Origin of the sequence: Planococcus antarcticus DSM 14505, assembly GCF_001687565.2 — a bacterium.
Taxonomy (GTDB): domain Bacteria; phylum Bacillota; class Bacilli; order Bacillales_A; family Planococcaceae; genus Planococcus; species Planococcus antarcticus.
Genome location: NZ_CP016534.2, coordinates 76,718 through 89,020, shown reverse-complemented (window position 1 = coordinate 89,020; position 12,303 = coordinate 76,718). Strand labels below are relative to the sequence as shown.

General features: G+C 44.0%; 12 protein-coding genes and 1 tRNA gene. 1 reads left to right on the top strand and 12 read right to left on the bottom strand.

What is annotated here, in order from left to right:
• Positions 1 to 34: 34 nt before the first annotated feature.
• The 11 genes from lysS to tilS form a co-directional block, all read right to left on the bottom strand.
• On the bottom strand, positions 35 to 1,519 hold the full coding sequence (gene lysS / locus BBH88_RS00390) for a lysine--tRNA ligase (protein ID WP_006830782.1): 1,485 nt from the start codon (positions 1,517 to 1,519) through the stop codon (positions 35 to 37).
• Positions 1,520 to 1,779: 260 nt separating this feature from the next.
• On the bottom strand, positions 1,780 to 2,274 hold the full coding sequence (gene folK / locus BBH88_RS00385) for a 2-amino-4-hydroxy-6-hydroxymethyldihydropteridine diphosphokinase (RefSeq protein WP_006830781.1): 495 nt from the start codon (positions 2,272 to 2,274) through the stop codon (positions 1,780 to 1,782).
• Positions 2,271 to 2,636: a dihydroneopterin aldolase gene (folB, locus tag BBH88_RS00380; protein ID WP_065536322.1), complete on the bottom strand. Its 366-nt coding sequence runs from the start codon at positions 2,634 to 2,636 to the stop codon at positions 2,271 to 2,273. The genes folK and folB overlap by 4 nt, the downstream gene beginning before the upstream one ends.
• Positions 2,636 to 3,448 (bottom strand): dihydropteroate synthase, encoded by an 813-nt coding sequence (folP, locus tag BBH88_RS00375; protein ID WP_065536323.1) that lies wholly within the window; start codon positions 3,446 to 3,448, stop codon positions 2,636 to 2,638. Before folP ends, folB begins: the two co-directional genes overlap by 1 nt.
• Positions 3,449 to 3,584: 136 nt before the next feature.
• Positions 3,585 to 4,526 (bottom strand): cysteine synthase A, encoded by a 942-nt coding sequence (cysK, locus tag BBH88_RS00370; protein ID WP_065536324.1) that lies wholly within the window; start codon positions 4,524 to 4,526, stop codon positions 3,585 to 3,587.
• A gap of 133 nt (positions 4,527 to 4,659) precedes the next feature.
• Positions 4,660 to 5,601 (bottom strand): peptidyl-prolyl cis-trans isomerase, encoded by a 942-nt coding sequence (locus BBH88_RS00365; RefSeq protein WP_065536325.1) that lies wholly within the window; start codon positions 5,599 to 5,601, stop codon positions 4,660 to 4,662.
• Entirely contained in the window at positions 5,585 to 6,466 is an 882-nt protein-coding gene (gene hslO, locus BBH88_RS00360; RefSeq protein ID WP_065536326.1) for an Hsp33 family molecular chaperone HslO, read from the bottom strand. The genes BBH88_RS00365 and hslO overlap by 17 nt, the downstream gene beginning before the upstream one ends.
• Before the next feature lie 17 nt (positions 6,467 to 6,483).
• Complete coding sequence (locus BBH88_RS00355) at positions 6,484 to 7,251, bottom strand: type III pantothenate kinase (protein WP_065537332.1); 768 nt, start codon at positions 7,249 to 7,251, stop codon at positions 6,484 to 6,486.
• Between the two features lie 118 nt (positions 7,252 to 7,369).
• A complete protein-coding gene (ftsH, locus tag BBH88_RS00350; protein ID WP_006830774.1) occupies positions 7,370 to 9,388 on the bottom strand; it encodes an ATP-dependent zinc metalloprotease FtsH in 2,019 nt (672 codons plus the stop codon).
• 122 nt (positions 9,389 to 9,510) lie between these two features.
• A complete protein-coding gene (hpt, locus tag BBH88_RS00345) occupies positions 9,511 to 10,062 on the bottom strand; it encodes a hypoxanthine phosphoribosyltransferase (RefSeq protein WP_006830773.1) in 552 nt (183 codons plus the stop codon).
• Between the two features lie 32 nt (positions 10,063 to 10,094).
• Positions 10,095 to 11,486, bottom strand: a complete 1,392-nt coding sequence (tilS, locus tag BBH88_RS00340; RefSeq protein WP_065536327.1) for a tRNA lysidine(34) synthetase TilS — start codon at positions 11,484 to 11,486, stop codon at positions 10,095 to 10,097.
• Between the two features lie 128 nt (positions 11,487 to 11,614).
• Here tilS and BBH88_RS00335 point away from each other — a divergent pair.
• A tRNA-Met gene (locus BBH88_RS00335) sits at positions 11,615 to 11,688 on the top strand.
• Between the two features lie 187 nt (positions 11,689 to 11,875).
• On the opposite strand, the gene BBH88_RS00330 is transcribed toward BBH88_RS00335, so the two are convergent.
• Positions 11,876 to 12,295 (bottom strand): S1 domain-containing RNA-binding protein, encoded by a 420-nt coding sequence (locus BBH88_RS00330; protein ID WP_065536328.1) that lies wholly within the window; start codon positions 12,293 to 12,295, stop codon positions 11,876 to 11,878.
• Positions 12,296 to 12,303: the final 8 nt, after the last annotated feature.

Below are 12,303 nucleotides of genomic sequence, written 5' to 3'. Positions count from 1 at the left end.
AACTACCCTTCAAAACGGTTTTTTTAAAGATATCTTATTCCTTCGGGCGCATTTGCGGGAACAATAAAACATCTCTAATAGATGAAGAATTCGTTAACAACATAATTAAACGGTCAATACCGATTCCTAATCCGCCTGTTGGAGGCAATCCGTATTCCAATGCTTCAATAAAGTCCTCATCCATTTCATGCGCTTCATCGTTTCCTTCTGACTTCTCAATCAACTGCGCTTCAAAACGCTGGCGCTGATCGATTGGATCGTTTAACTCTGTAAACGCATTTGCATGTTCACGACGTACAATAAACAATTCAAAGCGATCCGTAAAACGATCATCTTCTGAATTCTTCTTAGCTAAAGGTGAAATTTCAACCGGATGTCCGTAAATAAAAGTTGGTTGAACTAATTGTTCTTCTACTTTTTGCTCGAAAAACTCGTTTAAGATATGCCCAACTTCCATTGTAGGTCTAATTTCGACATTATGTTCTTTTGCTAAAGCTTGAGCTTCTTCTTTAGTCATCTGTTTCCAGAAGTTCACGCCTGTATATTCTTTAACAGCATCAGCCATGTGTAGTCGTTTCCAACCTACAGCCAAGTCAATCTGATCTTCTCCGTATTGCACTGTAGTAGTTCCGAGCACTTCTTGTGCAATATGAGCTACTAAGTTTTCTGTAAGTGCCATGATGTCGTTATAATCCGCGTACGCTTCATACAGCTCCAGCATCGTAAATTCTGGGTTATGACGAGTCGAAATTCCTTCATTACGGAAAACACGTCCAATCTCATAAACTTTTTCTAATCCCCCAACAATTAAACGCTTCAAGTGAAGCTCGATTGCAATACGGATATACAATTCCATATCTAGCGCATTGTGATGTGTAATGAACGGTTTAGCAGCTGCTCCTCCAGCAATTGAGTGAAGCATCGGCGTTTCAACTTCCAGGAAACCTGCATTGTCTAAGTAACGTCGCATCGATTGGATAATGCGGCTACGCAGAATAAACGTCTCTTTACTGCCTTCACTTGTCAGCAAGTCTAAATAGCGTTGACGGTAACGTTGCTCGACATCTTTTAAGCCGTGAAATTTTTCAGGTAACGGACGCAACGCTTTAGTAAGAAACTCCACTTCTTTTGCTTTAATAGATAGTTCTCCTACGTTCGTTTTAAACACAATCCCTTTAATCCCTAAAATATCTCCTAGGTCAACTGTATTGTAAAATTCGTAAGCCTCATCGCCAATTACATCTTTACGAACGTATATTTGAATTTGCCCTTTTAAATCTTGAATGTGTGCAAAGCCGGCTTTCCCTTTCCCACGCTTTGTCATCACTCGTCCGGCAATGATTACTTCATGTGGCGTTTCTTCTAATTCTTCTTTAGAAAGCTCTCCGTATTGCTCAATTATTTCTTGAGATAAATGAGTCCGTTCGAAACGGCCACCAAATGGATCCATTCCGTGATCTCGAAAAGCTTGCATTTTTTGGCGTCTAACTACTAGTTGATCGTTTAATTCTTCTGACATGCCCTACACTCCTTTATCTGTTTAACACTAAATCTCATTCATGTATTTCTCTATTGTACACATTTTTTTACTATACTACATGAAAAAGCTGCCATAAATTTGTGGCAGCTACGCGTTCCAACAATTGATAAACCATCTCTGTCTAGTCGATCCCGTTGAGAGCTTATACATTCCACATAGACACATTAAACTGCAGAAAATAAAGCAAGTAAACGCCCTGTCTTACTGCCGTTCGGTTTTTATGCCTTTTCTTTGTGCGGCTATTGGTGCGTATCTTGCAAAAATTCTCTCATGCTGCTGTATGATCTCCACAAGCGAACGCCGCTTGTTTCCAAAGCACCCGAAACTTCGAGATCCCGATTCACTTCCAGCAATGGAACCATAACAAAAGCTCGTTCATCCATTCTGGGATGCGGAACCATAAGCCTTTCTGTTTCCAAGTTGTCTTGATTGTATAACAAAATATCAAGGTCTATTGTTCGCGGCCCCCATCTGATAATACGCTTACGCTTTAAATTCCGTTCGATTTCCTGACAGACATCCAGTAATGCGACTGCTTCTAAGTCTGTTTCGAGCTGAACGACCATATTCAGGAAAGGCTCCTGATCCGCATACCCCACAGGATCTGTTTCATAGAGAGAAGAGATTTGAGTGACAGTAATAGCAGTATACCCTGCTAACTGTTCGACTGCCTGCCGCAGCATTTCGAAGCGGTCCCCCATATTGGAGCCAAGTGACAAATAACTTTGGTTCATCCAAATTTCCCTCGCGTTAATTCAATGGCTACTGACTTGTAATGACCAGCAATCGGTGGATCCGGTTTGATTAGCTGCACGCGAATGCCTTGTACCAACGGAAAACCCGAAAGAATTTGACTGGCTACACTTTCCGCTACAGCTTCCACCAACTTTTTCGGCTCCCCTTCGACAATCGATCGGCAGGCTTCGTAGACTTCTCCGTAGTGTACTGTATGTTCCAACGCATCCGTCTCTCCAGCCTGTTGCAAATCCAACGCCAATGAAACAGTCAGTCGAAATCGCTGGCCCAGCTTCGTCTCTTCAGGGAATACTCCATGATAGCCATAGAATTCCATATCGTTCACATGAATAAAATCCATTATTTCCCCTCCTCATAAGGGTGTTTCCCTATCAGTGCATCCATCATCCGGACCGCACGCACCGTTTCTTTTACATCATGGACTCGTACGACGTGACAGCCCTTATTGACGCCGAAGCAAACTGTTGCCAGTGCACCTTCCAGGCGTTCATCGACGGGAGTGTCTAAAATTTTTCCGATAAATGATTTTCTCGAAGTACCGAGAAGAACCGGATAACCTAATTCTGTCATCTTTCCAATCAATTGAATTGCTTCGAGATTTTGTGCCACGGATTTCGCAAATCCAATGCCCGGGTCAAGCCAAATATTTTCTCGGCTCACGCCAGCATTCAAGGCAATTTGGACACTTACAGCTAGGTCCTGCATCATATTCTCCTGAAAATTCGTGTATGACGCATCGTTACGGTTGTGCATAAGGATGATGGGTACACCCCATTTAGCCGCCACACCAGCAATTGCCGGGTCGTATTTAGCTCCCCAGATATCATTGATAATATGAGCACCTGCAGCAATTGCCGCATCAGCCACCCGTGATTTATAGGTATCGACGGAAATCAGTACGTCAAACTGTTGCCGCAAAGCTTCGATAACGGGAACGATTCGTTCGATTTCTTTATCATCCGAGATCCGAATATGGCCCGGACGTGTAGACTCTCCTCCTACATCGATGATATCCGCACCATCTGTGAGCATTTGCCGAGCATGAATCAATGCCCGCTCCAATCTGTTATACTTGCCTCCATCAGAAAAAGAATCGGGTGTGACATTCAATATGCCCATAACGAGTGTTTTATTTTCAAAGTTGATTTCCAAAAATTTTCACCGTCCAAATTTTATGTAGGTATTTATTTCCTCGGAAATAAAAGCGCGCCTTCATCTTACCCCAATTGACTAGGTTTTTTCCACAAATAAAAGAGCAGCCATAGGCATACTCTTTTATTATTGCTGTTTAGTTGGATTCTTCAAACTGATAAAGTGGTGTACTCAAGTAACGTTCTCCATTGGATGGAATAATCGCTAACACTTTCTTACCTTTGCCAAGCTTTTTAGCAACTTGAAGAGCCGCATAAATCGCTGCGCCCGAAGATACACCTCCAAGAATGCCTTCTTCACGCGCTGCTTGGCGTGCTGTTGCATAAGATTGATCGTTGGTAACTTGGATAATTTCGCTATAAATTTCAGTATCCAACACAGCAGGTATAAATCCTGCTCCAATCCCCTGAATTTTATGCGGTCCTGGCTTACCTCCCGATAACACAGGCGAGTCAGTAGGTTCTACCGCCACTATGTGGATGTCAGGATACTTTTCTTTCAGCACTTGACCAGCGCCCGTGATGGTTCCGCCTGTACCAATCCCCGAAATAAACGCGTCTAATTGATCACCCATTGTTTCAATAATTTCTGGACCTGTTGTCAAACGATGCACTTCCGGGTTCGCTTCATTGTTAAACTGCTGAGGCATATACCAGCCATTTTCAGCCGCATTTTTTTCAGCTACCTTAATAGCGCCATTCGGACCGTTCATTCCATCTGGACCTGGCGTTAAAATCAATTCTGCTCCATAGGCACGCAGCAAAGTACGGCGCTCCATGCTCATCGTCTCCGGCATAACTAAAACAGATTTATAGCCTTTTGCTGCTGCGATCATCGCCAAACCAATTCCCGTGTTGCCACTTGTCGGCTCGATGATAGTATCGCCTTCTTTTAAATTGCCAGACTTTTCAGCCGCTTCAATCATCGCAAGTGCAATTCGGTCTTTAACACTGCTGCCTGGGTTAAAGTATTCCAATTTCAAATAAACGTCTGCGTCTTCAGGACCCGTTAATCGATTTAACTTCACAATTGGTGTTTGTCCGATCAATTCAGTAATTGAATTTCCCACTCTCGCCATTTTCAACACTCCTAATCCCTAGTGATTTTGTCGACTTTAATAAGGCTAATAGTATCAATAATACAAACTTCTTGTCAAATTGTATAAATTCATAAAAAACAGACACTTCGTTACCGAAACGTTCAGTGTGAGCTTACTCCCCGTAAAACCATTCGGCATCGAATTCCTGCCAAAATGCTTCCGGAGTGACTGATTGCGGCAACTGTTCAAGTGCCAACTCACGATTGATATGAGCTGCTACGTCATCAAATGAGAATGTCTCTCCATCCACTTTTTCCGTAACGGATATAATGGCGGTTCTGCCGTCTTCAAGAGCTAATGGAGTTGACCATCCGCCAACTTCAACTTCTGCTACTGTCTTAGCGATATTGGCATCTACACCCGGATCACCGCTAGAAATGTAACCGATATCTCCACCGAGATTGCCGGTTGCACTGTCGATCGAACGTTCACGAGCAGTAGCTTCGAATGAAGAGCCTTTCTCTAGCTCCGCAATAGTTTCTTCTGCTTCTGCCGCTGAGTTCAATACAATCATGCGTGTTCGGTAGGAATCTTTCACATCATAAAGTGACTGGTTGTCGTCGTAAAACGCCTGAATTTCAGTATCTTCAATGACAATATCCTTGGTCAGCACTTTCTCAAGAATCAATTGGGCTTCTATCTTTTCTCGCTGACGTGTTTCATCCGCTTCGTATAACGCCGGTTCCGTAGTATCCTGCGAAGACCTCAACAGCGCCAGTTCCAAACCGATTTCTTTGTCACTGACTTCAATTCCGTAATCCTTTGCCGCTGTTGCCATCACTTTTTCATTGACTAGCTCGAGTAGCGCTTCGGGGCCATGTTGTTCTTCCATCGAAGCCAGCCACTCTTCCCGTGTAATGTCTTCTCCACTGACAGATGCGACTTTTTCAGCATTTCCCGTGTCGTTCGGAATCAGCCATGCAATAAACCATAGCAAGTTGGCCAGCAATAAAATTCCGATGACCAACAGCACCGGTTTGGTCTTTAAATGTCTTTTCGGTTTACCTGTACCTGCCGGTGGCACAGGGCGCCGGTTATTATGACTGGAATTCATTGATAAACGACTCGAGTTCCTCTTTGGAATACTGATACGTTTCCAGGCAGAAATGGCATTGCGCTTCTGCCATACCGTCTTCATCGATCATGTCTTGAATCTCTTTTTTCCCAAGCCCCAGAATAGCTGTAGCAAAACGGTCTTTGGAACAATTGCACTCGAAACTTACCGGCATTTTATCAAGAATCTGAACATTTCCTTCTCCAAGAACTGCTTCAAGAATTTCTTCAGGCGACAATCCGCGCTGAATCATTTTGGAAACAGGTTCAATATTAGACAACTGTTCTTCGATTTTTGTAATCGTTTCATCGTCTGTATTCGGCATCAATTGGACAATAAAGCCACCAGCTGCCAACACCGAATTATCCGTATCTACTAAGACACCCAGTCCGACTGAAGAAGGGACCTGTTCGGATACTGCAAAATAATAAGTAAAGTCTTCAGCGATCTCGCCTGATACGATTGGCGTCTGACCGGTGAAGTTGTCGCGCATGCCGAGATCTTTGACGACTGACATCATGCCGTTTGTGCCGACTGCACGACTGACATCCAATTTCCCTTGCTTGTTCAAATCGAAATGGGTTTGAGGATTAGAGACATACCCACGGACGCTTCCTTTAGAATTACTGTCCACAAGTAAAGTGCCAAGCGGTCCGCCGCCTTCGAATTTAATCATTACTTTATCATCGCCTTTCAACATGGCGCCAAGCATCACGCCCCCTGTCATGGCACGCCCTAAAGCTGCTGAAGCTGTAGGCCACATCATATGGCGGCGCTGCGCTTCTCCTACTGTTTTAGTGCTGTCTACTGCAAATGCTCGGACACTCCCATTGAAGCCGAGGCCGCGAACTAAATAATCTGACACATTTATCGTTCCTTTCTTTACGCTTGGTTGCGTTTGTAAATTAAATAAAGTCCTTTTAAGGTCAGAAAAGGATCTACGTAATCAATGACTGTCGATTCACTGGCAATCACAGAAGCCATACCTCCGGTCGCTATGACTGTCGGTGTTTCCTTGCTCTGCTTTTTCATCCGCGCCACAATTCCTTCCGCCTGGCCTACATACCCGTAAACAATTCCGGCCTGCATGGCAGAAATGGTGTTTTTGCCAACCACTTGATCCGGTATGGTGATTTCAATCCGTGGCAATTTCGAGGCTCGAGCATAGAGTGCTTCTGTTGAAATATTGATCCCTGGAGCGATAGCGCCTCCCATATATTGTTGATTTTCATCAATATAACAGAAGGTATTAGCAGTGCCAAAGTCCACAATAATCAATGGGCTGCCGTATTCATGGATGGCCGCTACCGCGTTGACGATCCGGTCGGCACCCACTTCTCGGGGATTATCATATTTGATATTCAGTCCGGTTTTAACGCCAGGTCCGACAATCATCGGTTTTAACTGAAAATATTTTTGGCACATCCGTTCCAACACGGACATAATCGGTGGCACAACAGAGGACATAATGACACCAGTTATCGATGAAAAACTTAATCCTGCATCATTCAGAAATGCTTTGATCTGAATGCCATACTCATCTTCTGTTTTTTGGCGAAGAGTTTCCATGCGCCAATGGTGCGTTAACTGATCCTGATCGTAGACGCCCAGGACGATATTCGTATTTCCTGCATCCAATACCAAAATCATCATTTGCCCTCACTTATTACTGACGAATTTCCAAAACATCATACCATAATTCAAAGAAAGCAAAAAGCTGGTTGCCTCTCCCTTTCTAAGGGAATGGGCAACCAGCTCATCATTTTTCTTATTTGCGTCTTTCTTGAATCGGATCACTCACTGGAGCCGCTTCGCCGTCTTCTGCCGGCAGGTCTCCTGCTGACGGATCAGTTGGTGCACCTACTGCATCCGGAGCGTCACTATCTTTTTTCAATTCCGGCTTACTCTCATCCCCAAAATCTCCGTTCAATGTTTCATATGAACGTTCAGGGAGTGTACCATGTTCTTTCAAGTGAAGAATTTGGCCCGCATCCAAGGTTTCAACTTCGAGCAATGTAGTCGCGATTAATTCCAGAAGATCTTGATTTTTAGTCAGAATTTCTTTCGTGCGAATATACTGCTCTTTGATGATGCGTTGCATTTCCTGATCAATTTCAAAAGCAATAGCATCTGAGTAATTTTGTTCAGAGTTAAAGTCACGCCCCAAGAATACGTTACCGCCTTGAGCTGTACCGAATTGAACTGGACCGATTTTATCGCTCATGCCATATTCCGTTACCATGCTTCGGGCAATTGCCGTCGCACGCTGGAAGTCGTTATGGGCGCCGGTCGATACTTCACCAAACGTAATATCTTCAGATACACGTCCGCCCAGCAAACCGGCAATCTTATCGAGCAATTCAGGTTTTGTCATAAAGTAACGATCTTCTTTCGGTAACATGACAGCGTAGCCGCCAGCTTGTCCACGAGGAACGATGGTTACTTTATGGACCGTTTCAGCATCATCGAGCGTTAGCCCGATTACTGTATGGCCAGCTTCGTGGAACGCCACGATATTGCGTTCTTTTTTCGAAATGACGCGATTTTTCTTAGCAGGACCCGCAATAACGCGATCAGATGCTTCATCAAGATCGGACATATCGATTTTGAGTTTACTGCGACGAGCTGCAACAAGTGCTGCTTCGTTCAATAAATTCTCTAAGTCAGCACCTGAGAATCCAGGAGTACGCTGAGCGATCGCTTTCAAGTCAACATTTTCGTCAAGTGGTTTATTGCGCGCGTGAACTTTAAGAACTTCTTCACGGCCTCTGACATCTGGGCGACCTACGGTAATCTGACGGTCAAAACGGCCAGGACGAAGCAAAGCCGGATCCAGAATATCTGGACGGTTTGTTGCGGCAATAATGATAACTCCTTCGTTTGCACCAAAGCCATCCATTTCTACCAACAACTGGTTCAATGTCTGTTCACGCTCATCGTGTCCACCGCCAAGTCCAGCGCCACGTTGGCGACCGACTGCGTCAATTTCATCGATGAAAATGATACAAGGTGCGTTTTTCTTAGCATTTTCGAACAGATCACGAACTCGGGAAGCACCGACACCAACAAACATTTCAACAAAATCAGAACCACTGATTGAGAAGAAAGGAACGCCAGCTTCTCCGGCCACCGCACGAGCCAATAGAGTTTTACCGGTACCCGGAGGTCCGACAAGCAAAATACCTTTTGGAATGCGTGCGCCAATGTCTGCAAATCTGCGCGGATCTTTCAGGAAATCAACAACTTCTATAAGTTCCTGCTTCTCTTCATCTGCTCCCGCTACATCATTAAAGCGAACTTTATGTTTCTGGTCATCGTACAGCTTCGCTTTACTTTTACCAAAGTTCATCACACGACCGCCTCCGCCGCCTTGTGACTGATTAAGTAAGAAGAAGAAAAGGATGAAGATGATGATGAATGGAATGATGCCTGTGAAAAATGAAACCCAGCCACTTGTTTGTGGAGCTTTCAAATATTCAATCTCAACACCATCTTGTGCTCTGGCAACTGCATCAATTTCAGCAGTTAACGCTTCATTTTCCAGAGGAATGTTAGTAACAAAAGACTGTCCATCTTCATAGCCTTCCATTACGCCTGTAACTTCATAAACCATCGCCTCTGGTTGGATGGTTACTTCCGTAATTTCCCCAGTTTCCAGTGCTGCTAAAAATTCGTTATATCCTATATTTTCAGTCGGCTGGTCGCTATTGTTAAAGGTACCCAGAATCCCGATAATAACTAGGAAAATCAGTAAATAAAATATGGTGTATCGAAATATCCGATTCATCCCGCGCCTCCTCAATAAAGTTTCCCTAAAACTATACTAAATACTACCATAGGAACATTTAAGCATACAACGAAAAGGCCTTATTCTCGCTGATAATTCCATAGACTGTGAACGATCGTTGTCTATTCTTCTTCTCCGCTGTAAACCGAAGGCTTAAGAATCCCGATATACGGTAAATTCCGATATCTTTCCGCATAGTCCAATCCATAACCCACAACAAATGCATCCGGCACGATAAAACCGACATAATCAGCTTTCAAGTCCACCTTTCGCCCTGTCGGCTTGTCCAGCAATGTCACAATCTTAATCGATTTAGCTTTTCGGTACTTGAACAGGTCTACTAAATAGCTGAGGGTCAATCCACTGTCGATAATGTCTTCGATGATTAGAAGGTCGCGTCCTTCGACACTGGCGTTCAAATCTTTAATGATTTTAACTTCTCCTGAAGAAACGGTGGCGTTGCCATAGCTTGAGACGTCCATGAAATCCATTTCAACAAAACCATCAATACGCTTCATCAAATCTCCCATGAAAGGCATCGCACCTTTTAATACACCGATAGCTAATGGATATTTGTCTTTATAATCCTCTGTTAAGGTTGCTCCTAATTCACGCGCTTTTTCCTGTAGCCGTTCTTCAGTGATCAATATTTCTTTAATGTCGTTCTGTAGCATGGTGGACCTCCTAATAATCCTTGTTTTACAATCTATAAAAATTGTTCAATTAGTACCCAGTTGTCTCTGTCGCGCTTTTGTCGACTGACCATAGCAGATGGGCGCAAACCTGGCACTAATAAAAGTTCGTTTTTGCCAGTTGTAATGACAGGCCACCTTTCTCTCATAGGCACAGGGATTTTTTCATCAATCATCAAACGCGCCAATTTTTTCGGCTGATCCATTCCAGCAAGCTGAATCCGGTCACCAGGTTTTCTGCTCCTTAAAAAGAATTGTGAATCTTCAGGTGCGTGAAAATACCAAGCTACAGCATCCTCGGGTTTTTCCAATCGAGCTAAAGGCAGCATTTTATAACGGCAGCCACAGTAAACGGGCGTCCATTCAGCTGCAATAGAGATAGTTACTGTTGCAGCCAATGGTTCTAGCGATTGGCGATTGAGAAAAAACATGTCGTATTGGCGGGTCGCTACATAATTCTGCGGCAAATGTAAGAAAACAGTACCAGAGGAACTTTGCATCATTTCCTGCATTTGTTCAACTAGCTGTCTCGTTACGGGAACTTGCTTCGGATTATATAGATAGTTTAATAGTAGTAGAACCATTCTTTTTTGTAAAGCACGCGCTTCAGTTCTGAAACTTTTGGCAGACAAAACAATTTTTTCATCTTTCCTTTGAATCAACTGCTGTAACTTCTCCTCAGCCAACTCCCGCAAGAACTGCTGATCCTGTTGCATGTCTTCAGCCAGTTCAACGAAATTTCGGGAAACTTCCCTGCTTTCATCTTTGAGCAGCGGCAAAATCCGCTGGCGTACCCGATTTCTTGTATAAGCTGACTCTGCGTTGCTCGAGTCTTCCCGGTGCGGAATTTTATGCAGATCGGCATAAGCTGCAATCTGTTCCTTGTCCACTGCCAACTGGGGCCTTATCAGTGAACCGCCTCCAAACGGACGGTGAGTTGGCATTCCAAAAGCCCCTTCCTGCAGACTACCTCTCAACCCTGACATTAGGATAGTCTCAAGTTGATCATCGGCGTGGTGGGCCGTTGCAAATTTATTAGCGTCGGTCTGTTCCATGACTTCAAGAAAATATGAATAACGTTCAAGTCTACACAGTTGTTGCTTGTTACCACCTTTTTCTTTCCAGATTTCAGGAATCGGGATGGCTCGGCTAAAATACTCCACCCCCCACTTTTTAGCAGTTGCTTCCGTAAACAGATGGTCCTCTCGGGATTCCTCATCTCTTAGCATATGATCGATATGGACTGCTGCAACTGAAATACCAAGCTCCTCTTTTTTGGCATGCAAGAAATGGAGCAATACCATCGAGTCGATGCCTCCTGAACAGCCCACCAGAACTAGGTCTCCAGAATCAAGCAATCGGTGCTTGTGGATATGCTTCATCATCAGCTCCTGAAAGCTCTTCATTTGTTTCACCCCGTTTGCCTATATCTTCCTTCCAGGCTTGTGCAGAAGAATAGGATAAAAATTATTTTCAAATGGCAATTGACAACTGTATCTTTCAATAGTATGCTATTAAATGTTCGTTTAAACAAGGCGGCGTAGCTCAGCTGGCTAGAGCGTACGGTTCATACCCGTGAGGTCGGGGGTTCGATCCCCTCTGCCGCCATTATTCTTTAAACTGAAGACTTTAACACTAAGCAGTGCCCTATCAGGGGCGCTGCTTTTTTTGCATAAAAATACTCAATCAGATCAGCGGAATGTGAGAAAAAAACGCTTCCCATGTGAGAAGCGTTTCAATATAGATTTCTAACTGTGTTGAAGCATTTCCCTATACTATTAAAACAGCTAGCAAGTTAGCCTCTTTTTGCCCCTCTGCCGCCGCGCTTCGATTCAGTAGCGCGCTTCAAGGTCGTCATGTTTTCTTCGCTGTCTTTCAAGAACTTCGCCATTTTTGTTTCAAAGTTCTCTTTTGGAGCGCGTTCAAATGAGCGATTGCTTGGGCGTGGGCGTTGTGGTCGCTCTGTGCCGCCAGGTGGTTGTGGCTTCGCTTTACGAATGGACAGACCGATTTTACCATCTGCTTCTACATTCATGACTTTCACTTCTACCATTTCGCCAACTTTAAGATGATCGTTGATATCTTTTACGTAGTTGTCGGCGACTTCACTTATATGCACGAGGCCTGTTGCACCAGTTGGAAGCTGAACAAATGCTCCAAAGTTTGTAATACCTGTGACTTTACCTTCTAACTTGCTGCCTACTTCAATCGACATAAAAAAAA